At 67.6% G+C, this 24,132-nt stretch carries 22 protein-coding genes; 9 read left to right on the top strand and 13 right to left on the bottom strand.

The window, feature by feature from the left end:
• Positions 1 to 38: 38 nt before the first annotated feature.
• From KQ303_RS11735 to KQ303_RS11725, 3 genes are all read right to left on the bottom strand, one after another.
• A complete protein-coding gene (locus KQ303_RS11735; RefSeq protein ID WP_259730439.1) occupies positions 39 to 953 on the bottom strand; it encodes a histone deacetylase in 915 nt (304 codons plus the stop codon).
• 10 nt (positions 954 to 963) lie between these two features.
• A complete protein-coding gene (locus KQ303_RS11730; RefSeq protein ID WP_094514664.1) occupies positions 964 to 1,893 on the bottom strand; it encodes a sigma-70 family RNA polymerase sigma factor in 930 nt (309 codons plus the stop codon).
• Positions 1,894 to 2,038: 145 nt separating this feature from the next.
• A complete protein-coding gene (locus KQ303_RS11725; protein WP_259730425.1) occupies positions 2,039 to 3,652 on the bottom strand; it encodes an NAD(P)H-hydrate epimerase in 1,614 nt (537 codons plus the stop codon).
• Between the two features lie 206 nt (positions 3,653 to 3,858).
• On the opposite strand from KQ303_RS11725, the gene mnmA reads away from it, so the two are divergent.
• Positions 3,859 to 4,971, top strand: coding sequence for a tRNA 2-thiouridine(34) synthase MnmA (gene mnmA, locus KQ303_RS11720; RefSeq protein WP_399233634.1), 1,113 nt, complete (start codon positions 3,859 to 3,861; stop codon positions 4,969 to 4,971).
• Here mnmA and KQ303_RS11715 read toward each other — a convergent pair.
• Positions 4,962 to 5,225 carry a 2Fe-2S iron-sulfur cluster-binding protein gene (locus tag KQ303_RS11715; protein WP_259730424.1) on the bottom strand — a complete coding sequence of 88 codons (264 nt, stop codon included), beginning with the start codon at positions 5,223 to 5,225 and terminating at the stop codon, positions 4,962 to 4,964. The genes mnmA and KQ303_RS11715 overlap by 10 nt on opposite strands.
• 94 nt (positions 5,226 to 5,319) lie before the next feature.
• On the opposite strand from KQ303_RS11715, the gene KQ303_RS14805 reads away from it, so the two are divergent.
• Positions 5,320 to 5,565, top strand: coding sequence for a hypothetical protein (locus KQ303_RS14805; RefSeq protein WP_399233619.1), 246 nt, complete (start codon positions 5,320 to 5,322; stop codon positions 5,563 to 5,565).
• 1,243 nt (positions 5,566 to 6,808) lie between these two features.
• Here KQ303_RS14805 and KQ303_RS11705 read toward each other — a convergent pair.
• On the bottom strand, positions 6,809 to 7,393 hold the full coding sequence (locus KQ303_RS11705) for a rhodanese-like domain-containing protein (protein WP_259730437.1): 585 nt from the start codon (positions 7,391 to 7,393) through the stop codon (positions 6,809 to 6,811).
• Positions 7,394 to 7,470: 77 nt separating this feature from the next.
• Positions 7,471 to 7,899 carry an NUDIX domain-containing protein gene (locus tag KQ303_RS11700; protein ID WP_259730423.1) on the bottom strand — a complete coding sequence of 143 codons (429 nt, stop codon included), beginning with the start codon at positions 7,897 to 7,899 and terminating at the stop codon, positions 7,471 to 7,473.
• Positions 7,900 to 8,088: 189 nt separating this feature from the next.
• Here KQ303_RS11700 and KQ303_RS11695 point away from each other — a divergent pair, with 189 nt between their 5' ends.
• On the top strand, positions 8,089 to 9,567 hold the full coding sequence (locus KQ303_RS11695; RefSeq protein ID WP_259730422.1) for a glycosyl hydrolase family 57: 1,479 nt from the start codon (positions 8,089 to 8,091) through the stop codon (positions 9,565 to 9,567).
• A gap of 29 nt (positions 9,568 to 9,596) precedes the next feature.
• Here the strand turns inward: KQ303_RS11695 and KQ303_RS11690 are convergent, their stop codons facing one another.
• A complete protein-coding gene (locus KQ303_RS11690) occupies positions 9,597 to 10,322 on the bottom strand; it encodes a GAF domain-containing protein (RefSeq protein ID WP_259730421.1) in 726 nt (241 codons plus the stop codon).
• Positions 10,323 to 10,495: 173 nt separating this feature from the next.
• On the opposite strand from KQ303_RS11690, the gene KQ303_RS11685 reads away from it, so the two are divergent.
• Positions 10,496 to 12,592, top strand: a complete 2,097-nt coding sequence (locus tag KQ303_RS11685; protein WP_259730420.1) for an ATP-binding protein — start codon at positions 10,496 to 10,498, stop codon at positions 12,590 to 12,592.
• Positions 12,593 to 12,613: 21 nt separating this feature from the next.
• Here the strand turns inward: KQ303_RS11685 and KQ303_RS11680 are convergent, their stop codons facing one another.
• From KQ303_RS11680 to KQ303_RS11670, 3 genes are all read right to left on the bottom strand, one after another.
• Entirely contained in the window at positions 12,614 to 13,951 is a 1,338-nt protein-coding gene (locus KQ303_RS11680; RefSeq protein ID WP_259730419.1) for a cation:proton antiporter, read from the bottom strand.
• Between the two features lie 448 nt (positions 13,952 to 14,399).
• Positions 14,400 to 14,549, bottom strand: a complete 150-nt coding sequence (locus KQ303_RS11675; protein WP_158217491.1) for a hypothetical protein — start codon at positions 14,547 to 14,549, stop codon at positions 14,400 to 14,402.
• 82 nt (positions 14,550 to 14,631) lie between these two features.
• On the bottom strand, positions 14,632 to 15,297 hold the full coding sequence (locus KQ303_RS11670; RefSeq protein ID WP_255140383.1) for an SDR family oxidoreductase: 666 nt from the start codon (positions 15,295 to 15,297) through the stop codon (positions 14,632 to 14,634).
• 111 nt (positions 15,298 to 15,408) lie between these two features.
• Between KQ303_RS11670 and KQ303_RS11665 the strand changes: the two genes are divergently transcribed.
• Complete coding sequence (locus KQ303_RS11665) at positions 15,409 to 16,893, top strand: FAD-dependent oxidoreductase (protein WP_259730418.1); 1,485 nt, start codon at positions 15,409 to 15,411, stop codon at positions 16,891 to 16,893.
• A 182-nt stretch (positions 16,894 to 17,075) separates the two neighbouring features.
• Here KQ303_RS11665 and KQ303_RS11660 read toward each other — a convergent pair whose 3' ends face one another.
• A complete protein-coding gene (locus tag KQ303_RS11660) occupies positions 17,076 to 17,801 on the bottom strand; it encodes a haloacid dehalogenase type II (RefSeq protein WP_311134157.1) in 726 nt (241 codons plus the stop codon).
• A 582-nt stretch (positions 17,802 to 18,383) separates the two neighbouring features.
• Here KQ303_RS11660 and KQ303_RS11655 point away from each other — a divergent pair.
• Both KQ303_RS11655 and KQ303_RS11650 read left to right on the top strand, forming a co-directional pair.
• Positions 18,384 to 19,187 carry an ABC transporter ATP-binding protein gene (locus KQ303_RS11655; protein ID WP_259730416.1) on the top strand — a complete coding sequence of 268 codons (804 nt, stop codon included), beginning with the start codon at positions 18,384 to 18,386 and terminating at the stop codon, positions 19,185 to 19,187.
• A gap of 49 nt (positions 19,188 to 19,236) precedes the next feature.
• A complete protein-coding gene (locus tag KQ303_RS11650) occupies positions 19,237 to 19,980 on the top strand; it encodes a PCC domain-containing protein (RefSeq protein ID WP_259730415.1) in 744 nt (247 codons plus the stop codon).
• A gap of 79 nt (positions 19,981 to 20,059) precedes the next feature.
• On the opposite strand, the gene KQ303_RS11645 is transcribed toward KQ303_RS11650, so the two are convergent.
• Positions 20,060 to 20,470: a YccF domain-containing protein gene (locus tag KQ303_RS11645; RefSeq protein ID WP_094514698.1), complete on the bottom strand. Its 411-nt coding sequence runs from the start codon at positions 20,468 to 20,470 to the stop codon at positions 20,060 to 20,062.
• Positions 20,471 to 20,605: 135 nt separating this feature from the next.
• Here KQ303_RS11645 and KQ303_RS11640 point away from each other — a divergent pair, with 135 nt between their 5' ends.
• Together KQ303_RS11640 and KQ303_RS11635 are read left to right on the top strand one after the other, a co-directional pair.
• A complete protein-coding gene (locus tag KQ303_RS11640) occupies positions 20,606 to 22,018 on the top strand; it encodes an NAD(P)/FAD-dependent oxidoreductase (RefSeq protein WP_259730414.1) in 1,413 nt (470 codons plus the stop codon).
• Between the two features lie 28 nt (positions 22,019 to 22,046).
• Entirely contained in the window at positions 22,047 to 23,105 is a 1,059-nt protein-coding gene (locus KQ303_RS11635) for an isopenicillin N synthase family oxygenase (RefSeq protein ID WP_259730413.1), read from the top strand.
• Here the strand turns inward: KQ303_RS11635 and KQ303_RS11630 are convergent.
• The gene (locus KQ303_RS11630; protein WP_259730412.1) at positions 23,014 to 24,060 is read right to left on the bottom strand and encodes a metallophosphoesterase; all 1,047 of its coding nucleotides are present in this window, start codon (positions 24,058 to 24,060) and stop codon (positions 23,014 to 23,016) included. The two genes, KQ303_RS11635 and KQ303_RS11630, sit on opposite strands and share 92 nt — an antisense overlap.
• Between the last annotated feature and the right edge of the window lie 72 nt (positions 24,061 to 24,132).

Raw genomic sequence — 24,132 nt, 5'->3', positions numbered from 1 at the left:
CAGCCCCAACACAGAGGTGCATTGGCGGCCTGCTGGGCTCACAGCCCGTGCAGGCGGGCCTGCTCAGCAGCGGCGCGGAACACCAGCCCATGGCGCTCCACCAGCTCCGGCAGGCTGTCGTAGCCGCCGCCGATCACGCTGGCCACGGGGACCCCTCGCCTGAGGCAGGCGTCGAACACCAGGCGGTCGCGCTGCAGCAAGCCCTCGCTGCTGAGACAAAGCCTGCCCAGCCGATCGTCGCGGTGCGGGTCCACACCGGCGTTGTAGAGCACGAGATCCGGCCGGAGCCGCTCGATCAGGACGGGCAGGTGCTCCCCCACCGTCTCCAGGTAGGCCTGATCCTCGAGGCCGTCAGTGAGTGGCAGATCCAGGTCGCTGGCTTGCTTGTGCAGGGGAAAGTTGCTGGCGCAGTGCACCGAGAAGGTGAACACGCGTGGCTCTTCGGCGAACAGCGCCGCCGTGGCATCGCCCTGATGCACGTCCAGATCCACCACCAGCAGCTGACGTACCGCCCCTTCCGCCAGGAGCACCCGGGCAGCGACGGCGCAGTCGTTGAAGATGCAGAAGCCACTGCCCTGGGCGGCGAAGGCGTGGTGGGTGCCGCCGGCCAGATGGCAGGCCACGCCATGGCGCAGGGCCAGCCGGGCGGTGAGCACGGTGCCTCCTACCGCCAACCATGTGCGGCGCACCAGTGGTGCCGTGGCCGGCAGGCCGATGCGCCGCTGCTGGGCCGCACTCAGCTGATTGCGGGCAAACGCCTGGTGATACGTGCGGGGATGCACCTGTTCGATCCAGCGACGCGGCGCTGGCAGCGGCTGGTGCAGCTGGCTGTCCCGGGCCAGATCCCGTGCGCGCAGCAGGTCGTGCAGCAACCGGAATTTGGCCATCGGAAAACGATGGCTGCTCGGCAGCGGCGCGGAGTAGGCCGGGTGGTAAACGAGGGGAGGCCGCAGGGGCTGGCCCTCAGAGGCGGCTGGGCAGCCGGTGGGTGAGGCTGCGTAGCTTGCGCAGCGCCTTCAGTTCCACCTGCCGCACCCGTTCACGGGACACGTCGAGCTGACGGCCGATCTCGGCGAGGGTGTGGCGCTCGTCGCCATGCAGTCCGAACCGGAGTTCGAGTACCTGGCGCTCCTGTTCAGAGAGATGGCTGAGCCAGCGGTTGAGCTGTTCGTGGTGCATGCCACGCTCCACCACATCGAGCGGTTGCTCGTTGGCGGGATCGGCGATCAGATCCCCGAGGAAACTGCGGCCCTCTTCGCCGTTCACGGGCGCATCCAGGCTGGAGGTGGTGAGGGCCTGGCCCAGCAGGGCATCAAGCTCTTCGAGCGGCATCGCCATGGCCTCGGCGATTTCGCGGCGGCTGGGCATGGCGCCGAGCTTGTGGGCCAGATCAAGGCTCACGCGGCGGATGGCGGTGAGCCGTTCGCTGAGATGCACTGGCAGGCGGATCGTGCGCGACTGGCAGGCGATCGCGCGGGTCATGCTCTGGCGGATCCACCAGAAGGCATAGGTGGAGAACTTGTAGCCGCGGGTGGGATCGAACTTCTCCACCGCCCGCTCCAGACCGAGCGAGCCTTCCTGGATCAGATCGAGCAGCTCCAGCCCTTTGCCCTGATATTTCTTGGCCACGCTGACCACGAGCCTCAGGTTGGCTTTCATCATCCGCTGCTTGGAGCGGCGACCGATCCGGATCAGCTGACGTTCCTGGTCGGTGGGATGGTCGGGCTCACCGGATTGGGTGAGCTGCATCATCGCCTGCACCTGATTGCCCAGTTCGATCTCTTCGGCAGGGGTGAGCAGAGGTTCTCGGCCGATGGAGGTGAGATACCAGCTGATCGGATCCCCACCGCGGCTCCGACTGCTTTTTTCGCCCTGGAGGCTGGAGGCTGTCATGGAGGAGCCTGTGCCCGCTGATTGGCGTCACTATCCGCTCAGTTTTTTGAAAGGGGCTGTGATTTCAGCAACCTTTCAACTTTCTGCGTGCAAAAGGAAACATTGGGCCGGTTTGATTGATCGATTCGTTCATTTGTCGCCTGATTCAAGCGGCAGATCCCAAGGCGGCGGCCACTTCCTGGGGCGTGGTCTGCCCTGCCCCTCGCTGCCGGGCACAGGTCAGGCCCGCCTCGGCATGCTCCAGCACCGCCGCTGCCAACAGCACCCCGTCCCCGGCGGCGGCGCATGCGCCTCGCCCGGCGGCGTACCCCGCCAGCACATCCCCCAGGCCGGCCCGGGCGGCGGCGGTGGCCGCCTGGAGCACTTGCCAGCGCCGCCCATCGGCAGCGGCCACCACGGTGCGGGCCCCCTTGAGGGCCAGGCTCACGCCGCACCGCTGCGCGGCGGTGGCGGCGGCCCGCAGCGGCGTTTCACCGGCCAGGTCGGGGAACAGCCGGGCGAACTCGCCCTGGTGGGGCGTGAGCCAGGTGGTTCCGGCCCGGCCCCGCAGCCACTCCTCCGGCGCACCGGCGGCGCCGGCCGCCAGGCGGTTGAGCCCGTCGGCGTCGAGCACCACCAGCCCGGGAAAGCGACCCAGCGCCTCCCAGCCCTTCTCCTCGCCGCCCGCCGTTGCAGCAGAGCCGTGCTCCATCCTCAGGCCTGCTTCGCCACCAGCCCCGCTGTCGCCCCAGTGATCGCCCCCGATGCCGGGCCCCACCAGCACAGTATCCAGCCGCTCCAGCAGCCCGGGATTCGCCAGACCCGCCAGTGCCAGCCCGCCGCCGACCCGCTCCTCAAGTGCGGCGCTGATCACGACGTGGGGCTGCATCAGCCAGATCTGCTCCGCCAGGGCGCGGGGCAGGGCTGCCCGCAGGCTCCCGCAGCCGCTGGCACTGGCCCCCAGCAGGCTGAGCTGGCCTGCTCCGGGGTAGGCGGCGCTGCCGCTCACCACCAGCAGGCGCCCTCGGGCGTACTTGCCGGCCGCCTGGGGCCGCTGGGGCCAGGGAGCGGTGGCCCGGTCGCTGCCGAGCAGCGCCAGTGGTTGATCGGCGGGCAGGTCCGCCAGCAGTGCCGCCGGCAGGCCGAGATCGAGGCGCTCCAGCTGGCCCACCCAGGCCAGGGCCGTGTCCTGCACCAGCCCCTGCTTGAGCAAGCCCAGGCAGTACGTGATGGCGGCGCAGGCGGCCACCGGGCCCAGGGGCCGGCCGCTGTCGGCGCAGAGGCCGGTGGGCACATCGATCGCCACCAGCCGACCGCCCATCAGCCGCTGGCGCTGCTCCAGCAAGGTGGCGATGCGGGGCTCCGGCGGCCGGTGCTGGCCGATGCCGAACAGGCCATCGACCCACAGCTCGGTCGCTGCCGGATCGGGTGGCGCCGCGAGGCGCTCGAGGCCCAGCCAGGCCGCATGGCGCAGATGGGCTTCAGTAAGGGGTTTGTGGCGCTCAAACGGGCTCCAGATCCGCACGGCGACACCGGCCAGGTACAGCTCCCGTGCCACCACCAGCGCATCGCCGCCGTTGTGGCCCGGCCCTGCCAGCACGAGCACGCCATCCCGCAGCAGCTCGGGCCGCGCCAGCAGCGCCCGGCTGATCGCCAGGGCGGCTTTCTCCATCAACGCCTCCACCGGCAGCCCGCTGGCGAACAGGCATTCCTCCAACGCCGCCATCGGCGCGGATTCCACCAGCAGGTGGGCGGCGTCACGGGCGGGCCAGCAGCTCATGGCAGCACTCGAAGGGGGGAGCCCAACCGTGCTGGGCGCGTCGCTTCATGATGGAGAGGCCCCGACGCTGCGCACTCGCGACGGCGGCACCGCTCCCCTTGGCCTTTCCTCCCCCCGCCACCTCCGGCGCCCCTGACGGGCCTTCTGCCACCGCAGCCGCTCTTGCTGCCACCCCTGCCGCCCCTGCCGCTGCTGTGATCGGCCGCCTGCGCGGCTGGCCCGGGGAACATCGGGTGGCCGTGGGGCTCTCCGGTGGCGTCGACAGCTCGCTCACCGCGGCGCTGCTGGTGGAGGCCGGCTGGCAGGTGGAGGGGCTCACCCTCTGGTTGATGAGCGGCAAGGGAGCCTGCTGTGCCGAAGGGCTGGTGGACGCGGCCGGGATCTGCGAACAGCTGGCGATTCCGCATCACGTGGTGGATTCGCGCGCCCGCTTTGAGGAGCAGATCGTCGGGTTTCTGGTGGAGGGCTATGCCGCTGGGGTCACGCCCCTGCCCTGCTCCCGCTGCAACCGCGAGGTGAAGTTCTCGCCGATGCTGGAGTGGGCGGAGCGCGAACGCGGCATTGCCCGGATCGCCACCGGCCACTACGCCCGCCTGCGGCACGCTCCCGAACCGAGCGGCCGTACCCAGCTGCTGCGCGGCCTGGATGCGCGCAAGGATCAGAGCTACTTCCTCTACGACCTGCCCCAGCAGGTGCTCAGCCGGCTGGTGTTCCCGCTCGGGGAGCTCACCAAGGCGGACACGCGGCTGGAGGCGGAGCGGTACGGGCTGCGCACGGCCAGGAAGCCTGAATCCCAGGACCTCTGCCTTGCCGATCACCATGGCTCGATGAAGGCGTTTCTGGATGCCTATCTGCCGCCGCGCCAAGGAGAGATTGTGCTGAGCGATGGGCGGGTGCTGGGCCAGCATGACGGCATCGAGCACTTCACCATCGGCCAGCGCAAAGGACTGGGGGTGGCCTGGAGCGAACCGCTGCATGTGGTGCGCCTCGATGCCGCCATGAACCGGGTTGTGGTGGCGCCGCGGGCTGAGGCCGGCCGGGGTGGCTGTGTGGTCGGGGCGATCAACTGGGTGTCAATCGATTCGCCCCAGGCGCCGCTGAATCTGGAGGTGCAGGTGCGCTACCGCAGTGCTCCGGTGGCGGCCCGGCTCACTCCCCTGGCTGCCACCGCCGCCGACACGGCCGCCGGCCGGCCCAGCCGTGCCCGTCTGGAGTTCGCCGAGGAGCAGTTTTCGATCACCCCCGGCCAGGCGGCGGTGTTCTACGCCGGAGAAGTGCTGCTGGGCGGCGGCTTGATTGCCGCAGAAGATCACCAATAGGGATCGACTGCCAGCTCCACCTGCAGGACGCCGTTGCCGCAGTCGTGAACGGTGGCGATGCAGGCCCTCAGCACCTCGCCGTTGACATCGATTTCGCAGGCCCCGCAGCTACCACCCAGACAGCCGGTAGGAATCACCACCCCGGCCGCGGCGGCTGCCTGCAGCCAATCACTGCCCACCGGTGCGCTGGTAGTGCTGCCATCTGGCCACTGAATCGCTACCACGGGCTCTGAATTCGGCGGGGCCTCAGGCATGGCGTGGCGAGGGGGAGGAGGAGCAATCGGGACGTGGATTGCTACAGAGAGACTCAGGAAAATCCGCGCCATTCACAGGAGGGTGACCCTGTGATTGCAGGTAAGCACTGGGTTCACGGGCGGCAAGCCGCTTGGCCACCTCTTCGCGGAAGGCTTCGCCTACGGAGACTACGAGCAGATCACGGCAAAGAAGCGCACCGAAGGCGAGACGTTTCTGGCCGACATGGAGCCGGTCGTTCCCTGGCAGGCGCTGATCCATCTGGTTGAGCCCCACGACCCCAAGAGCGGCATGAAAGTAGGCCGCCGTTTGGCTTTCAGAAGACCCGGCTGCGGGGAATGACCAAGAAAGCTGCAAGGTGAACGTGTTCGCTGCTCGGCGATACTGTTCTTGGCCCATCATCAGTTGTTGGATAGGACATGACCAGCGAAGGGTGTGCTCCTCTGGGCGACAATGGAGAACCGAATCAAGCAGGGTAAATGGCCCCAAAGAGCTGGAATTAGACCGAACCTTGCTGAATCTGAACCGAGAAGGACCAACGCGAACCTGCTAAGGGTACTTAGGTATCGGTTGCCACTTTTTGACCACAACTTCCCTGATATAGTTCCTTCCTTCTTGATACAGGCGAAGGAGCAGTATTGAGTCAGCGTTGCAATTGTGGCGATTGCTACTTGCATGAAGAGCTGTATCAGCCTGGCTTTCAAGCCAGTAAAGCCCTAAGATTGGGCTTGCATCTAGTTCCATAGTTTACATCCGCAGGCCATGACTTCAGGAAAACATGGTTCACATTCAAGCGCATCCTCTCTGCATTTTCCTTCATGTCTTTCACTTGTAGACGGCTTTTTTGCAAACTGCCAGCTCGTGTATCAACACAATCAGGACATTGGCGCCCCTGAGGAGGAGGTGATGGCTGTTCCGAGTGAGCTGTCGGCAGAATTCCAAAAACTATCACCTGCGGTCAGGAACTTAGGCAGGGCGTTTGAGCTCGGTCTTTTTCATGACTGATGCCATGGTGGCTTCAGTTGACTTGCTTGGAAGCCTTGAGGCATTTCGATTCTACCTGAATTCCTTTCAAGTGCCATTATCTCAACTCGGTTGCACTCGAATATGGCTCGAAGATGATCAGAAAGGCTCTCAATTGCAGTTCTGTCTGACAATCCAAATGCCCAGTGCCAGTGCCGGGCATTCTCTCACTTCTTCCGTTCATCCGATGCATTTCTAGCTGCCATCAGGTTGGCGGTGATCGTTCACGCAGAGCATGGTTTCATTGGGATCGCGAGGCTTGACTTCGACTCTGGCGCTCCCCAGCACTCGTTGAGTTGGATCGAGAATTCCGAGCAAGTTTCAGCACTGCGGGGCCGACCAGTGCTCTCCCGTAGGCATCATGATCCCGTGGGCACCTTGGGCAAGCGAGGAGAAACCACGTCAGCGGCACGCAAAGGGTCAGGCTCTTGGTCCCAGCTTTAGGACACAGCAGCGCCCATGCATGGCTTGAGCGACACACCCAGTGTTTGGCAGGGGCACCTGCCGCTCCCTCTCTGCCTGGGCAAAAGGGCAGATGCTGTGGTTGCCCTAGACGAGCGCATCAGCGCGTCATCTCTTTAGGCAGACCAGGACGCCTAACATCGCCCGGCAGTGCTAGGAATCCGTAGACGACGGGCTCATATCCACGCGGCAGCAAATTCCAGCCAGCGTCATACACATGCACCCTGCGGGTGGCCTTGCCATCGGCCTCGAACGGCAGGCCCGCATGGGCCCAGGCCAGCGCACTGCCAGCCAGGTTGCGGGCCTCGAACCCTCGCTCTCTGAGCGTTCTGGTGTAATGGCCGCTGCGCACGCCGATGGTGCAATACGGCACTACAAGCCAGGAACGATAGCGGGCGCTGTTGCGCTCGAACTCTTCGCTGGTGATCGCCCCCGGCAACATCGAAATGCGCCGTTCGTGCGGTTCGCGCACATCCACCAGCACCGCAGGCCGGTCGTTCGGGCGGGTCACCCATTCGCCCACGGAGATCTCCGGCTGGCCGGGAAACTGCTGCAGCTTCATCTCGTCATAACGGCGCTGCACTTCGGCCGCCAGTTCCTGATCGGTGGAGCTGGAGGTGCCTCTGCCACTGCCTTCATCCGAGCGATGCAGCGACAAGCCCGCCACAGCGGTGACCAGAGCCACAGCCAATGCCGCTCTGGCCCTGGCAGTTTTGAACCACGAAGCACCCACCCAACGCAGCCGCTCAGGGCCAGGTCGCTTCATGGCACCCAGCCCTCCTCCACCAGCTTCTCCACCGCCCGCTGCAGCGAGGGGGCCAGCGGGCGCGTTTCCCTGCGGCGGGGGCTCCAGATCGAACCGGTGCGCAGCTCCTCCAGGGAGGCCAGCGTCAGATCCTGCCCCTCACGCAGATCGAGCGCATCCAGTGGCAGCGTGATGGTGGTGCGGAAGAAGTGGGCGTCGCGTTGGGGGTTGCGGTGCAGAAACCAGAAAGCAAGGTCTTGCGCCTCCCAGCGGATCTCCTCGCGCAGCTCGCGCCGCAGGGCCTGCTCCGGGCTCTCACCCGGATCCAGGTGGCCGCCGAACAATCCCCAGGTGCCGGGGTACACGATGCCCTCGATGTCGTCGCGCAGCTGCAGCAGCCAGCGGCCCTGCTGCTCCGCCATCGCCAGGGCCACCTCCACGCTCATCGCTATTGCCGGCCGCAGACGGATCCAGCTTGGCGCGGGGGGCGAGGAACCAGCTGGCGACCGACCAGTGCGTGAGCAGGGGAAGAACAGCGCAAGACCAGCGGAAGGACAGTGCCCGACCAATTCGTGAGCCATCCGGGGCCAGCCCGGGCCGCCGTGACGATGATGAGCCTGCCGGCAGCCATCACAATGAGCCACCCAACCCTGCCGCCGATCGCCGGCTCAGAAGCCGAGATCCTTGCCCTGGTGCAGGATTCCGGCCCGGTGTTCCTGCCACGCAGCAACCTGAACCTGGCGCAGATCCGCTCAGGCTTCGCCTGCGCCTTGCACATGCACCAACCCACGATTCCAGCGGGTGCCGGTGGTGAGCTGATCTCCCACCTTCAATACATGCTGGAGCATCCGGGCGAAGGGGATAACCACAACGCCGAACCCTTTGCCCAGTGCTACAGGCGTCTGGCAGACATCCTCCCCCAGCTGATTGCAGAGGGCTGCAACCCACGGATCATGTTGGATTATTCCGGCAATCTGCTCTGGGGCCTGGGCCAGATGGGCCGCGTCGATGTGATCGAGGCGCTGCAGAAGCTCGCCTGCGACTCCAGCCTCCAGCCCCATGTGGAGTGGCTCGGCACCTTCTGGAGCCACGCAGTGGCGCCCTCCACCCCGATTCCCGATCTCAGGCTGCAGATCCTCGCCTGGCAGCACCAGTTCAAGGCCCTGTTCGGTCCTGAGGCGCTGCAGCGGGTGAAGGGATTCTCCCCTCCGGAAATGCACCTGCCCAACCACCCCGACACCCTCTATGAGCTGGTGAAGGCGCTCAAGGAATGCGGCTACCGCTGGCTGCTGGTGCAGGAGCACAGTGTGGAACGGCGCGATGGCAGCGGCCTGAGCCAGGAGCAGAAGATGCTTCCCAATCTGCTGGTGGCGCGCAACTCCAGCGGGGAGGAACTGTCAATCACGGCATTGATCAAGACCCAGGGCTCCGATACGAAGCTGGTGGGTCAGATGCAGCCCTGCTACGAAGCGATGGGGCTGGGCCGGCAGGTGCTGGGAGGCAGCACGGTGCCGTCGTTGGTGTCACAGATCGCCGATGGCGAGAACGGTGGCGTGATGATGAATGAGTTCCCGCCCGCCTTCCTTCAGGCCCACCGCACCATCAGTGCCAAGGGCAGCGAGGCGGACACGGTGGCCATCAACGGCACGGAATACCTGGAGTTGCTGGAGGCGGCTGGGGTGACCCCCGAGCAGTTTCCCCAGATTCAGGCGGTGCAGCAACACAAGCTCTGGCAACAGCTGAGCGGCCCGCCCAGCCCCGCTGCCACTGAAGCGGCGATCGCCGAGCTCCAGGCCCGGGATCCCTCCTTTTCGATGGCCGGCGCCTCCTGGACCAACAACCTCAGCTGGGTGGAGGGCTACGCCAATGTGCTCGAACCAATGACCAGCCTGAGCGCTCAGTTCCACCAGCTGTTTGACCCCCAGCTGGCGCAGGATCCTGGTGTCACCGCCACCGAGCCCTATCAGCAGGCGCTGCTGCACCTGTTGCTGCTGGAAACCAGCTGCTTCCGCTACTGGGGGCAAGGCATCTGGACCGACTACGCCAGTGAGATCCACCGCCGCGGGCTTGCCCAGCTGGAGCTCGCCGCCGCCGGCGCCCTACAGGCCGCCTGAACCGCGCCGCAGGTTCGGCTCACCCACATTCAGCGTTCCGGTGCATCCCCGCCAGGATCCCCCGGGATGGGCTCCACCTCCGGAAAGAAGCGGGCCATACAGGCGTTGCAGACGCCATGGGAGAACTCCACGTTGTCGTGGCTCTTGATGAAGGCCTCCACGCTCTGCCAGTAGCCCCTGTCGTTGCGAATGCCCTTGCAATAGGAGCAGATCGGGATCAGCTCCTCCATCACATTGATGCGCTCGAGGGCCGCTGCCAGCTGGTCGGACACCCGTTTGAGCTCCAGCTGCAACACCACCTGATGGGCCAGCACTTCAAGCGCGTGCACCTGTGCTGCGCTGAGTTCACGGGGTTGGCGGTCGATCACGCAGAGGGTGCCGATCTTGGCGCCTTCCGGTGTGCTCAGCGGCACCCCCATGTAAAACACGATGTTCGGTTCGCTGCATACGAGCGGGTTATCGCGGAAGCGCTCATCTTCGCGGGCATCGCGCACGACGAGGGTTTGCTCGCCGAGAATGGCGTGCGCGCAGAACGACACATCGCGGCTCGTTTCGCTCACCTCCAGGCCCACTTTGGATTTGAACCACTGGCGTTCCTCATCCACCAGGCTGATCAAGGCGATCGGCACGTCGCAAAGCTGGGCGGCCAGATAGGTGATCGCGTCGTACGACGATTCAGCCTCCGTATCCAGGATGCGGTACTTCTTCAAGGCCTCCAGGCGGGCTGCTTCGCGGGGAGCCACATTCGCGCGCATGGACAGCCTGAGCACCACTGCAAACGTAGGGAACAGGGATCGTGGGCCTAGAGAGGGTTCACATCTCCTCATGGCGCAACGCCATGCCCTCGCGCAGGCGCGCCTGAGGGGCCGCCGTTGTAGACCAGAGAGACGACGGGCCGTGAGGGCATCTGGCTGGCTGGTTCTCCCGCATGTCCGGTGTTTTCCGGTCGGCTCAACGCCAGCCTGAGCTCGCCACATCCGGCTGGAGCCGTCAGCGCATTCGCCGCGAGAGTGTTCTACCGGCCGCCACGATTTTCGGTGTGGCGGCGGTTGCACTCAGCTTCAACTACTGGAATGCCACCAGGCTGCAGCGCCAGGAGGTGCGCGAAAGCCTGCGCCATCTGGTGAGCATCGCTGCGGCCGAGATGGATCCAGCCCTGGTGGCTGCGATCACCAGTCCCGAGCAGACGGGCAACGCCGATTACCGCCGCGCCAGTGCTCCGCTGCTGAAGCTGCGCCGGCTGGTGCCCGAGATCTTCTACGCCTATGTGTTGGTCAACTCGCCGGAAGGCCTGCGCTTCACGCTTGACACTACCTATTACATCAAGAATCCGAGGGACTTCGTCAGCCCTCTCACCGTTGGTGAGCTCTACCTCGACCCCTCGGCAGATGCGCTGCAGGCGGCCCGAACCGGCTTGATCCAGATCAGCGCCAGGCCCTACACGGATCAATTCGGCACCTTCATGAGCGGCTATGCCCCCATCCGCAGGAGTGATGGGGAGCAGGTGGGCCTGGTGGGCATCGATTTCTCGCTGGCGCAACTGCAGCGCAAGGAACTTCCGCTGCAGCTCACCTTCGGGCTTGGTCTGCTGGGCAGCGCTGGCTTTTCGCTGCTGGCGGCCGGCTTCCATCGCCGTTCCCTCAAGGCCCGTGCCCGAGCGTTTGAAGCCATGGCTTCCGCCGATCGGGCCAAGCGCACCTTTCTCGCCACCCTCAGCCACGAGATCCGCACCCCGCTCAATGGCGTCATCGGCATGACGGGCCTTGTGCTGGACACGGACCTGTCCAGCCAGCAGCGGGAGTGCCTGGAGGTTGTGAGCAGCTCGGGCGAATCCCTGCTCGCCCTGCTCAATCAGGCACTCGACTTTGCCCTGATCGAAGCGGGAGATCTGGTGGTCGAGCTGGCGCCGTGCGCACTGCCTGCGCTGATGGAGGAGGTGATCGCCACCTGCCTGAGCCTGGCCAGAGCCAAGGCGATCGACCTGTCGTTGGTGGTGGGCGCAGAAGTGCCGCCGCTGATCCGCACCGACGGCCAGCGCCTGCGCCAGATCCTGCTCAACCTGATCGGCAATGCGATCAAGTTCACCGACGCCGGCCGTGTGGTGGTCTCGGTTCAGGCGGCTGAGGGCACCACGGAGGTCACTGCGGAGGCCAGGGCAAAGGGCACCGCCCCCAAAGGAGAGCAACCGGCAACCGCCTTGACCTTCTCCATCGTGGACACCGGCGTCGGCATGGCCGCCGATCAGATCGAGCTCCTGTTCCGGCCGTTTTCCCAGCTCACCACCTCCACCCACACGCCCCATGCCGGCACCGGTCTGGGCCTGGCCATCAGCCGGCAGCTGGTGGAGGCCCTTGGCGGCACGATCCAGGTGGAGAGCCACCCCGGCCAGGGCACCGCCGTGAGCTTCAGCCTGCCGGTGGAAACGGTGGCCTCAACGCCAGCTCCGGAGGCGGAGGTTGCTGGGTTTGCTCTGGAAGCGGCGGCCTCCGCGTCTGCGCTGGAACCCCTGGCCGCTGGGTCTGCCCAGGAAGCTGTGGCCTCTGCAACCGCCCTGGAACCCCCGGCCGCCACACCTCCGTCAGGTCCCTCGTCTTCGCCGCCGGCCCAGCCGGAGGGCAGCAGCTTCGCGGCCTGCCATCCCCTGCGCATCCTGCTGGCCGACGACAGCGCCGTGAACCGGCGGCTCTGTGAGCTGATGCTGCGGCGCCTGGGCTATGAACCCGAGTCCGCCGTCGATGGCCAGGAGGCGCTCGAACGTCAGCGCCAGTTCGACCCGGACCTGATCCTGATGGATGTGCAGATGCCGCGGCTGGATGGCCTGGAGGCCACCCGCCGCATCCGCTCCGCCACCGGTGGCGCGGAGCGGCCCTGGATCGTTGCCGTCACCGCCTTCACCACCGTGGAAGATCGGGCGGCGGCCCTGCAGGCCGGCATGAACGAAGTGCTCGGCAAGCCGCTCAAGAGCGAACCGCTCACGGCCAGCCTGGTGCGCGTCCACGCCCGCTGCCGCGCCCATCCGCCATAGGCGTGCAGCCAGGCCCCGGCCTCAGGGGGTGAGCTCCACGGCCTCTGGGGGAGTGGCCAGCACCAGGCGCAGCAGCACCGGCGCCAGGAAGGTGGTGCCCATCACCATCAGCAGGATCGCCGCCTCCAGCGACGGACCCAGCACTCCGGTCTGGGTGCCGAGGCCGAGGAAGATCAGGCCCACTTCGCCGCGCGGCATCATGCCCAGCCCCACCGCCAGCCGGTTGGTGGGCTCCTTGCTGAGGTAGCTCCAGCCCGCCGCCACCTTGCTCACCACCGCCGCCACCAGCAGGAAGCCGGCCATCACCAGCCCCTCATGGTTAGCCGCATCGAAGGGGTTGAGCACGGCCAGATCGAGGCCGCTGCCGATCAGCACGAAGAACACGGTGGCGAACAGCGCCACCAGGGGCTTCACCGCCTCCTCGATCGCATGCCGGTGGCGGGAGGAACTCAGGATCAGCCCGCCGGCGAAGGCGCCGAGGGCGGCCTCCAGCCCGAAGGCCTGGGCCGCGAAACAGGCCAACGAAAGCACCAGGAAGGCCGCCACCACCACTTCACCCGGGGCGCGCAGGCGGTCGAGCAGCCAGTCGAAGGCGGGCGCGGCGGTGCGGCTCAGCAGCAGGGCCACCGCCACGAACACCGCAGCTGCTGCCACCAGCTTGAGCACCGGCGCCAGGGCGAAGCCTTCGCCGCCGGCCAGCGCCACCACCACCGCCAGGATCACGATGCCGAGGATGTCATCGAGCACGGCCGCGCCGATCACGGTCTGGCCGTCGCGGGTGCGCAGAAACTTCAGCTCGCCCAGCACGCTGGCGGTGATGCCGATGCTGGTGGCGGTCATGGCGGCGCCGGCGAAGATCGCCGGCAGCAGGGGCACCCCGAACAGGGCATGGAGCCCGAAGGTGCCCAGCACAAAAGGCAGCACCACCCCGGTGAGCGCCACGGTGATGGCTTGCACCCCCACGGCCATCAGCTCCTCCAGCTCGCTCTCGAGGCCGGTGAGGAACAGCAGGGCGAACAGGCCGATCTTGCCCACCGACTGCAGGTTGCTGAAGCTGTGGTCGTAGATCTCCTGCACCTGGACCGGCTCCACGTGGGCCAGCGAGGCGATCGCCCCCTGGGCGGTGCCGTTGAGCGCACTGGCCAGCTCCGGCGCCAGGATCAGATGCAACCCCGACACGCCGATCAGCACCCCGGCCACCAGCTCACCGAGGATGGCCGGCAGGCCGAACCGCACCATCAGCTCGGCCAGAGCGCGGGCGGCGAACAGGATCACGATGAAGCGACCCGCCTGGATGAGCGTTTCGGCCGCTTCGATCTGATGCCCCCCGGTGGCGAGCAACAGGGCTGGAAGGTCCATGGCAGGCGCTCCGCGGTGTGGCGGGCATCCTTTCATCTCTGCTGAGTGATCGGGCTCGCCATGGGCAGACCGCGATCGTGGGCCTCAGGCCGGTTCACCGGTGGCTGGCTGGCCGGCACCCCCACCAGCGCGCCTTGCGGTACCCCGTCACACTGAATCCCCAGCAGGCCGGCAGGTTCCAGCGATGGGAAGGTCCACCAGGCCATTGCGGCGGCGGCATCGCCACAGCCCGACCCACTCCAGCGAGGTTCCGCCAGTCCGCGCGTCCACGATCTCCCCGGGGGTGGCGATCGCCATTGCCGTGGTGCTGTTCACCCTGCCGCTGCTGCTCACCAACGTGCAGCAGTCGGGCGACCCGCTCAAGGTGCGGCGAGAGCTGCGCAAGTTCTGAGCGGATCCGCCAGCGCTCGCTCGGGGCAAGTGGTCCCTGCGGCGATCTGGCTCCGCCTCAGGGCAGGGTGAAGCCCGAGGTGTTCAGGTGCTTGAGATCCAGCAGCACCACCGCGAACCACCCCAGCAGGGCCAGGCCACCGATAACCGCGAGCACCACCAGCAGGCTGGCCAGCACCGATTTGGAAGAGCCGCTGTCGTTCGGCACGCGCTGGATCGAAGGGCCCTTCACTGTCCCACAGGCCGTCAGCGCCAGCAGCTCACCCCAAAGCCGCTTACTCCACAGCCGCTCACCAGGGCAGCAGCTCGCCGTTGGCGTGCCAGAAGCTGCCGGAGGTGGCGAGGTTGAGCGCATCGATGCGGGCCAGCAGCCCCTGCACCGACTGCTCGACGCTGATGCCCTGCGCCGTGAAGCCCGTCATGCGCGTGCGCACCAGGCCGGGATGAAGGATGGCCACGGCGATGCCGCGTGGCGCCAGGTCAATCGCCAGCGACTTGCCCGCCATGCAGAGCGCCACCTTCGACATCCGGTAGCCGTAGGAACCGCCGGAGCTGTTGTCGGCGATCGAGCCCATGCGGCTGGTCATCAGGATCACCTTGGCGCCGGCGGGCAGCTGGGGCAGAAGGGCGCGGGTGAGACGCAGCGGTGCCACCGCATTCACCTCGAACTGACGGCGCAGGCTGATCGGATCGAGATCCTCCAGGCTCGTGCGCTCCAGGATGCCGGCGTTGTGGATCAGTCCATCGATCGCCAGCCCGTCGAGCCGTTGCAGCAAGCCGGCCACGGCGGCATCGGAGGTGATGTCCACGTCCTGCTCGATCCGCACCCCTAGGGCCGCGAGCTCGGCCGAAGCTGTGCGGCAGGCGGCGATCACCGTGTCACCGCGGGCCTTCAGCTGGCGGCAGTATTCGGTGCCGATGCCGCGGTTGGCACCGGTGACGAGGAAGGTGGCCATGGGCGCGTCGAGCGGCACCGCGGGCTCTGGAGACTATCGGCTACAAGAGCGCTGGTGGTACCCGCCGCACCGGCGTCCCCTGCGCCCCGTTGCGATGTTGAACAGATGAGCTTGAACACGTTCGATCCCGTCGATGTGGTGGTGGTGGGCGGTGGCCTGTCGGGGCTGGTGGCGGCTCGGGAACTGCAGGCGGCCGGCCGCTCCGTTCATCTGATCGAGGCCGCAGCGGAACTGGGTGGCCGCATGACCGGCCAACGGGTGGACCTCTCCGGCCCGGGTTCCGCAGTGGCGGCGCCGGCCTCCAGCCCCTGGATCGATCTGGGCGGCCAGTGGGTCGGGCCCACCCAGACCCGCTTCCTGGCGCTTCTGGAGCGCCACGGCATCCGCCGCTTCGAGTCCCCCCACGACGGTGAGACGGTGCTGGTGTTCGGCAGCACGCGCTGCACCTTCGCCGGCTTCTTCCAGGGGTTCCCGGAAGGCCAGCCGCCAGCCGTGCCCAGCGCCGACTGGGACGACGCCATGGCGGCACTGGAGCGCTTCCAGGCGCTGGTGGAGGAGCTTCCCGAAGGCCACCCGCACCACCATCCGGCCGCCGCCGAGCTCGATCAGCTCAGCTTCCAGGAGTGGATCGACGCCAATACCCATACCCCCTTCGCCGCCTGGTATTTCGCCTACTTCTGCCGGGCCGTGGGCTTCCTTGGTCCGGCGGAACCGGAGCAGGTGTCGCTGCTGCACGTGCTCTGGGGCCAGCGCACCGCCGCCCAGGGCGAGCACCCGGAGGAAGAGCTGCTGCATGGCGGAGCCGGTCAGCTGCCAGCGCTGCTGGCGGCGGACTTAGGGGAAGGCATTGTGCGGCTGGGGGAACCGGTGCGGGCCGTGAGCCAGCTGGAGCCAGGCGGCCCTGTGCAGGCGGCGAGCGGAGTCCCGGATCAAGCCGATGCGGCAGGCAGCGGCCCCACGGCCGCCCACCCCGTCGTGGTCCACACCGACAAGGCGGTGTATCCCTGCCGTGCGGCGATCGTGGCGATGCCACCGGCCCAGGCCGCCCAGCTGCGCTTCAGCCCGGAGCTGCCCGCTGATCGGCTGGAGCTGCAGCAGCGCATGGAGATGGGCGCCTGCGCCAAGGTGTTGGTGGTGTACCGCACGCCGTGGTGGCGCCAGCAGGGGCTGTCGGGCATCGCGATCGGTGATCGCCCCTGGGTGGAGCTCTGCGCCGACAGCTCCGACCCTGAAAGCGGCACCGGCGTGCTGGCGGCCTTCGTGGTGGGTCACCGCTATGCGCGCTGGGCACCGCTGGATGCTGAGGCGCGAAGGCAGGCGGTGCTGGGCGATCTGGCCACCTATCTCGGCCCACAGGCGCTCGAACCCGTGGCCTATGTGGAAAAAGACTGGCCTGCCGTGCCCTTTGTGGGCGGTGCCTACGCCGCCTGGATGCCTCCGGGGCTCTGGAGCCGTTGCGGCGATGCCATGCGCCGGCCCCACGGAGCGGTGTTCTGGGCCGGCACCGAAGTGGCCGAGCGTTGGCCCGGCTTCTTCGACGGAGCCGTGCGCAGCGGCGAGGAAGCGGCGGCGGCAGTGCTGGCGCAGCTGGACTGAGCGCGGAGCCGGCGGAGCGGCGGTGCGTGGGGCCGGCTCAACAGAGGTGCGTGGCGGGCCGGTTGAGCCCACGCCCGTGCTGGTTTTCCCCCATCCGCGTGGGCGACTTCCGCCCTCCTGAGGCAAGGATTGCAGCTCGCAGGGGCGGCGGATTCAGCCACCTCCTCACGACTAATCCGTTCTCAAGGGGACGCGACCCCATCACCGGGAGCGGTCACGATCTCCAGCACGTCTGCGAGCTCGGTCAGGCTGCTGACAGGCACATCGATCCAGCTCTCGGGGGTCAGGTCGGTGTCAACACCGGGACCGAATTCAAGCGGGCGGGCAATGAAGGCTGTGCGCATGCCGAAGGCACGTGCTGCTTTGAGGTCGTATTTGTGGCAAGCCACCATGAGGATCTGACCGGGCCTGTAGCCGAGAGAATCGACCGCCAGCTGATAAACAGCGGCAGCGGGCTTGTAGGCCTGCACCAGTTCTGCTGTCAGCACGGCATCGAAAGGAAGCCCTGCCCGCTTCACGATCGACACCATCGTGGCCATGCCCGCATTCGACAACGTGGAGGTGACGTAGCTCTGACGAAGGCGGCGTAATCCTTCAACCGAGTCCGGCCAGGGTTCCAACCTCGACCAGATCCCATTGAGTTGATCGCGCTCCGCAGCGGAAAAGTGGCTGGCAAGGCCGCGATCCTCCAACAGCACATCGAGTGTTTCGCGGTAGATCTCCACGACCGGAAGCCAGGGCCGATGCCCGCAGATCACGGCATCGAGCACATCTCGGTAGAGCGCGCGCCATCCCGACGACATCACTGCCCAGTCGATCGAGAGTGACTTCGCCTGGTTGATGCTGTCTCCCAGGCGAAGCAGCGGGCGGTAGAAATCAACGCAGGTGCCCTGCACATCAAAGGTGATCGCCTAGACCGCGCGCAATGCGGTGCAGCATTCATCAGAAAGTGCTGCGGCTACTGCTGAAGCCACCATCCGATCCCTCGTTCCAACCATTGTGGGCCTCACGACATTCCGGTCGGCCGCCGTCAGATCGGCCTTGTGATCGGGCACGCTGGGAGCGCCAGGGGGCCCGTCAGCAATCCCTGCAGCTGCCTGCAGCGGTCTCAATCAGCACGGCTCAGCGCCAATGGCCGCACCTCGCCACTCAGCTGTGTGAATTCTGGCTCCGACCTGCTGCTGCCACCAGCTCCCGCCGCCGCAACTCCCGCCAAAATGCGTGGCTGAGCGCCTGTTCCCTGTGCCGCTGCCAGCGGCGCGCCATGCCCACAGCCTTGACTGCCAGCATTCCTGCCCATATCAGGGCGGCAATGGTGTGGGGCGTGGGGTGATGCATCACTCACCACTCTGGAGGCTGCCGGAGCGCAAGGCCGCGCAGCCATCACAAGGTGTTCATGACTTCCACACCTGATGGCCACCTCGCCCCCAGTCGGCACAGTGCGTTCAGGCCCAGACCAAGCCCCCTCTGCCTGGCCTTACCTTGCAGCGATGGCCAGTTCTGCCACTCCCGTCCCTTACTTCGAGGTCCAGGCGGTGGAGGCCTGGCTTGGTCCGCGCAAGGTGTTCGAGAACCTCAGCGTGCAGTTCCATCGCGGCGAGCATGCCGTGGTGATGGGGCCCAACGGCTCCGGTAAGAGCTCCCTGATCAAGCTGCTCAGCCGTGAGCTCTATCCGGTGGTGAAGCCGGGCTCGCGGCTGCGGCTGTTCGGCAGCGAAACGGTGAACCTGTGGCAGCTGCGTCGTCGCATCGGCCTGGTGTCGCAAGACCTGCAGGCCGGCTACGTGGGCCGGGTGCCTGCCGCTGATGTGGTGCTCTCCGGTTTCTTCGGTTCGGTTGGCATCGGCCGCAGCCAGGTGGCCAACGCCGCCCAGTGCGAGCGCGTGCGCACGCTGATGGAGCAGCTGGGGCTGGCAGATCTGGAGGAGCGTCCCTACGCCCAGCTCTCCGATGGCCAGCGCCGCCGGCTGCTGCTGGCCCGCGCGCTGGTGCATGAACCGGAGGTGCTGGTGCTCGATGAGCCCACCAACGGCCTCGATCTCCAGGCCCGCCACCAGTTGCTGGAGATCCTGCGTGGCCTGGCCCGGGCCGGCACCACCCTGCTGCTCGTCACCCACCAGATCGACGCGATCATTCCGGAGATCAGCCGCTGCGTGCTGCTTCGCCAGGGGACGGTGGTGGGCGATGGCCCAGCCGCCACGCTGCTGCAGGATGCTCCGCTCAGCGCCCTGTTCGACACGCCGCTGCGGGTGGTGAGCGCCAACGGCTACCGCCAGGTGCTGCCAGGCAGCTGAGCTGTCGGGCTCACCCGTAACCTGACCCCCTGAGCCGTCGTCTTTGCCCATGCATCCGTTGCCGCTGCACCTCGAACCCGGCAGCGATCTGCGTGCCAGCCTCGAGCAGCTGGCCGTGGAGCAGAACGCCGCCGGCTTCGTGCTGGGGGTGGTTGGCAACCTCTCGCGTGTGGCCTTTCAGTGTCCGGGCCGCTCGCAACCGTCGGTGCTGGAAGGCGATCTGGAGATCATCACCCTGCAGGGCACGCTCTCGCCCCAGGGAGTGCACCTGCACCTGAGCCTGTCCGATTCCGATTGCCAGGTGTGGGGCGGCCACCTGGAGCACGGCACGGTGGTGCTCAAAGGCGCTGATCTGCTGGTGGGCTTCCTGGCCGGCGCGCCGGAGCCGGAGCCAGCCGCCGCCGCCCATGCCATCGCCGTGGCCGAGGCAATGTCCCGAGCGGCCGCCCCGGCGCCAGCGGCCATGGCTGCCCCTGCGCCAGCCCCATACGCAGCGGAGGTGCCCCCAGCCGCCGCGCCGCCTGCATCAGATCCCCACCTACAGGGCGACTCCCGGGTGGAGATCGCCGTTCTGCCCGGCTGCCCCTATTCCGCCCGCGCCCAGCGCATGCTGCGCACGCTCGGCATCGCCCACCGGGTCCACATCGTCACCAGCGACGACCAGCGCCAGGCCCTGCTGGAGCACACCGGCATCAACACTCTTCCGCTCGTGTTCATCGATGGGGCCTGCATCGGCGGCTACGACGCCCTCGCCGACCTGCACCTGCGCGGCGAACTGGACGCCCTGCGCTGATACGTCTCAGATGGCCTGCGCCGCCAGCTCGGTCGCCAGCGCAGGGGCAATAGCCGCCAGCTGCCTGATCGCAGCTCCCTCAATGCCTGGAGCCGCTCGGCACCACCTGCATGCCGATCGGCGCCAGGGCGATCAGAGCCAGCTTGATGTGCTGGATGCCGAAGGGAATGCCGATGATCGTCACGAAGCAGGCCAGCGCTGAGCTGAGGTGGCCGAGAGCCAGCCACCAGCCCGCCAGCACGAACCACACGATGTTGCCCACCAGGCCCAGCGGGCCGGTGCCGAAATCCGTGCGACCGGTGAGCTCGCGGCGGCTCACGGCCTCCTGGCCGAACGGCCAGAAGGAGAAGTTGCCGATCACGAAGCAGGCGCGCGCCCAGGGCAGCCCCACGATCGTGATCGCCGCCACCAGGCCGGCCAGCCACCAGCCGACCCCCATCAGGAAGCCCCCCAGCACGAACCAGAGGATGTTGAGCAGTGTGCGGATCATGCCTCCACCCTGCCGCAACTTCTCCCCGCTGTCCCGTCGCCGCCAACGGCACGGGTCCGATGCAGCAACGAGCACAGCCATGGCCCTGCAGCCCCGCTACAAGAAACTTGACATCTCTTTGGAGCGGCCGGATCCATGGCGCCGGAACGCTTCTTCCTCGAACTCGATCCCCCTGCCGCCCGACTCGCCGGGGTCCCCCATGTGGTGGTGGTGGGTGGTGGCTTTGCCGGTCTGAGGGTGTGCCAGGCGCTGGCCAACCGGCCGGTGCGGGTCACCCTGATCGACAAGCGCAATTTCAACCTGTTCCAGCCGCTGCTCTATCAGGTGGCTTCGGGCCTGGTGTCGGCGGCGGATGTGGCGTCACCGCTGCGCCAAATGGTGGGCCAGGCGCCCAACGTGCAGGTGCTGCTGGGGGAGGTCACCGATGTGGACCTCGACGCCCGCACGCTGCTGTTCAACGGCCATCACTACGCCTACGACCAGTTGGTGCTGGCCTGCGGCTCAGGTTCCGCCTACTTCGGCCATGAGGAGTGGCGGCCGCTGGCGCCGCCGATGAAGATCCTTGAGCACGCCCAGGAGATCCGCCGGCGCCTGCTGATGGCCCTGGAGGAGGCGGAGCAGACCCCCGATCCCCAGCGCCGCCGCTTCCTGCAGACCGCCGTGGTGGTGGGGGCCGGCCCGGCCGGCTGTGAGCTGGCCGGCTCCTTGATCGAGCTGATGCATTCCGCCATCCGCCGCGATTTCAAGCAGTTGCGACCCGAGGCCTGCCGCGTGCTGCTGGTGGATGCGGTCGACCGGGTGCTGCCGGTGATGCATCCGAGCCTGTCAGCCGCGGCAGCCGGCTATCTGCGCCGCCAGGGCGTGGAGCTGCGGCTGAACACGATGGTGGCGGCGATCGAGCCGGGCAAGGTACGGCTCAAAGGAGAAGAGGGCAACGAACCGCTGGAGGCGGCCACGATCTGCTGGACCGCCGGTGTACGCGCCTCCCGCCTCGGTGCCCTGCTGGCCGAGAAGAGCGGCTGCAGTGTGGACCGGGGCGGGCGGGTGCAGGTGGAGCCTGATTTCAGCCTGCCCGGCCACCCGGAGGTGCGGGTGATTGGTGATCTCTGCCATTACAGCCACACCAGCGACGGCGCCCCCCTGCCTGGCATGGCCGGTCCGGCGGTGCAGATGGGCGCCTGGGTGGCGAAGGACATCCTCAACCAGCTGGCGGGCCAGGCCAGCGCCCCGTTCCGCTGGATGGATCTGGGCAGCATGGCCGTGATCGGGCCGATGTATGCAGTGGCGGACCTGCGCGGCGTGCGGGTCACGGGCTTTCCGGGCTGGCTGCTGTGGGGGCTGGCCCACCTGGCTTTCATCCCCGACACCGAAAACCGCCTCACCCTGCTGAGCCGCTGGCTGTGGCAGATCGCCACCCGCCAGCGGCGCGCGCTGCTGATCACCGGCCGCCCCGATCAGCACATCGGCGTCGATGTGGGGCTGGCCCGCGCCCAGGGCCTGGCACTGGCGAGCGGACCGGACGCCGGCCAGGAAGCGGCGGCGGCATGACACCACCAGGGCCATCACAATCCGTGTGATGAGCAGCGCCATCCTCGACGTCGATCTGCTGGCCTTTGAACAGGGCAGCCGTGCCGCCCGAGCAGCGGTGGTGGAGGGAGTGCGGTGCAGCCTGGCCACCGGCTTTGTCTATGCCCGCGCCGATCTCTCCGCCGATCTGCTCGATGCCGCCTACGGCCTGCTGGGCCGCTTCTTCGCGCTCGAGCCGGCGGTCAAGCAGCGCTTCGTGGCCAGCGGCGCCAGCGGCCAGACGGGCTACACGGGGCTGCTGGTGGAAACCGCCGCCGGCCACAGCCATGCCGATTGGAAGGAGATGCTCAACTGGGCGGCACCGCTGCCGCTGGCGCACCCGTTGCGGCGTCGCTTTCCGCTGCACTATCCGGAGCCGTTGCTGCCCGAAGCGGTGGTGCCGGGGCTGAGCGTGGTGCTGCAGGAGTTCCATGCGGCAATTGCGGAGCTGCAACGCCGCTTCCTGCGGGTGATCGCCGTGGGTCTGGGTGCCGCCGAAGGTTTCTTCGATGCCGTGGTCGAAGACGCTCCCACCCTCACCCGCGCCATCCGCTATCCGCCGATGGCCGAAGCGCCTTCAGGCCCCCACCTCTGGGCCGCCCCCCATGCCGACATCAACCTGATCACGGCCCTGCCGCGCGCCACTGCCCCGGGGCTGCAGGTGCTGGTGGAGGGGGAGTGGGTCGAGGCCCTGCCGCCGGATGGCCGGGTGATCATCAACAGCGGCCTGATGCTGGAGCGGCTCAGCAACGGCCACATCCCGGCCGGCTGGCACCGGGTGATCGCCCCCGCCCTGCCGGCCGCTGCCGCCGAAGCCCCAGCAGTGGCTGCCGCAGGCCGCCTGAGCGTGGTGCAGTTCTGCCATGCCCGGCCCAGCACGGTGTTGCAGCCGTTGCCCTGCTGCTGCGGACCCGACACCCCCCAGCGCTACGCCGCGATCAGCGCCGCCGATGCGCTCGAAGACGTGCTCTACCGCATCAACTTGCTCGAGGCAGCACCCGCCCCTGGCGGTCCACCAGCTGACGCGGCAGCGTCTGTGGCGCCACCACCCGCAGCGTGCGCAGGTTGATCGTGGTGCTCAGCGGCCGGCCGCCGCGGCGCGGCAGATCGAGCACAGTGAGCGTCTGAAAGGGAGCGGCGCTGCTCTGCAGCAGGCGGCGTGGACCGCTGCCCAGCGCCCCCAGGGCGATCACATCCAGCTCCCCCAACCGGCCGGGGAAAAACGCATGGTGGTGACCGCTGATGTAGGCCTCCACGTCGTGGCGTTCCATCAGCTGACGCAGGCTGGTGGCATCACGCAGCACGTTGCCGGCGCTGTCGCGCCCCTGGGCCACCGCCTGCAGGGGCAGGTGCCCCACCACCAGCCGCCGCTGCGCCGCACGGGCCGCCGCGGAACCGAGGCTGCGGTCGGCCCAACGCACCTGTTCCGCCGGCACCACCGCCGAAGAGGCGTCCCACACCAGCACGAACAGATCCTGCTGACGGAACGAATAGAAGAACGGAAAGCCACTGCCGTCCACGAACGTCAGACCGAGCGCCTGTTTCTGACGCGTCCAGAACCGTTCTGCCTCGGCCCGATCGCGGGCGAACAGGTAGCCGTCCCCCTGGCGCAGGCTGGAGGCATCGTGGTTGCCCATCGCCGGCGCAAAGGGCAGGCCGGCGCGGCGCAACGGCACCAGCACGGAGCGATCGAAGCCGGCCCACATCGCCTGCAGCTGCGCGCTGCTCAAGCTGGCCTTCTGGCCCGCCACCATGTCGCCGGCGCAGAGCACCAGATCGGCCTGCAGCGCCGGGATCAGGGCCACCCCCCGGTGCACCTGCTCGATGTAGGTGGTGGAGCCGTAGCTGGCGTTCAGATCGCCGATCAGCACCACGCGCAGATCACCGCGGGGCGGCAGGCTCAGCCCGGCCGGCAGGCGGCTGGCTGTATCCGCGGCCACGCCGCGCAGGGCGCCGCAGGCCAGACCAGCCAGCCCCAGGCCGCCCAGGGCCAGGAACTGGCGGCGGTTGAGCGAGGGGGGCATGGCATCAACCGGGAGACGGTGTCGAAAGCATGGGCGAGGCTGAGCCGATCCGCCAGCTGTGCCTAGGCTCCC

Source organism: Synechococcus sp. CS-1333, from assembly GCF_025128015.1.
Classification (GTDB): Bacteria; Cyanobacteriota; Cyanobacteriia; order PCC-6307; family Cyanobiaceae; genus MW101C3.
This window is presented reverse-complemented; position numbering and strand designations above follow the sequence as displayed.

What these genes read in the sequence shown, in the direction of transcription:
- KQ303_RS11730 (WP_094514664.1), bottom strand. Translation starts at nt 1,893, where the DNA reads ATGACAGCCTCCAGCCTCCAGGGCGAAAAAAGCAGTCGGAGCCGCGGT.
- KQ303_RS11725 (WP_259730425.1), bottom strand. Translation starts at nt 3,652, where the DNA reads ATGAGCTGCTGGCCCGCCCGTGACGCCGCCCACCTGCTGGTGGAATCC.
- KQ303_RS11715 (WP_259730424.1), bottom strand. Translation starts at nt 5,225, where the DNA reads ATGCCTGAGGCCCCGCCGAATTCAGAGCCCGTGGTAGCGATTCAGTGG.
- KQ303_RS11700 (WP_259730423.1), bottom strand. Translation starts at nt 7,899, where the DNA reads ATGAGCGTGGAGGTGGCCCTGGCGATGGCGGAGCAGCAGGGCCGCTGG.
- KQ303_RS11695 (WP_259730422.1), top strand. Translation starts at nt 8,089, where the DNA reads ATGAGCCACCCAACCCTGCCGCCGATCGCCGGCTCAGAAGCCGAGATC.
- KQ303_RS11690 (WP_259730421.1), bottom strand. Translation starts at nt 10,322, where the DNA reads ATGCGCGCGAATGTGGCTCCCCGCGAAGCAGCCCGCCTGGAGGCCTTG.
- KQ303_RS11685 (WP_259730420.1), top strand. Translation starts at nt 10,496, where the DNA reads ATGTCCGGTGTTTTCCGGTCGGCTCAACGCCAGCCTGAGCTCGCCACA.
- KQ303_RS11680 (WP_259730419.1), bottom strand. Translation starts at nt 13,951, where the DNA reads ATGGACCTTCCAGCCCTGTTGCTCGCCACCGGGGGGCATCAGATCGAA.
- KQ303_RS11670 (WP_255140383.1), bottom strand. Translation starts at nt 15,297, where the DNA reads ATGGCCACCTTCCTCGTCACCGGTGCCAACCGCGGCATCGGCACCGAA.
- KQ303_RS11655 (WP_259730416.1), top strand. Translation starts at nt 18,384, where the DNA reads ATGGCCAGTTCTGCCACTCCCGTCCCTTACTTCGAGGTCCAGGCGGTG.
- KQ303_RS11650 (WP_259730415.1), top strand. Translation starts at nt 19,237, where the DNA reads ATGCATCCGTTGCCGCTGCACCTCGAACCCGGCAGCGATCTGCGTGCC.
- KQ303_RS11645 (WP_094514698.1), bottom strand. Translation starts at nt 20,470, where the DNA reads ATGATCCGCACACTGCTCAACATCCTCTGGTTCGTGCTGGGGGGCTTC.
- KQ303_RS11640 (WP_259730414.1), top strand. Translation starts at nt 20,606, where the DNA reads ATGGCGCCGGAACGCTTCTTCCTCGAACTCGATCCCCCTGCCGCCCGA.
- KQ303_RS11635 (WP_259730413.1), top strand. Translation starts at nt 22,047, where the DNA reads ATGAGCAGCGCCATCCTCGACGTCGATCTGCTGGCCTTTGAACAGGGC.
- KQ303_RS11630 (WP_259730412.1), bottom strand. Translation starts at nt 24,060, where the DNA reads ATGCCCCCCTCGCTCAACCGCCGCCAGTTCCTGGCCCTGGGCGGCCTG.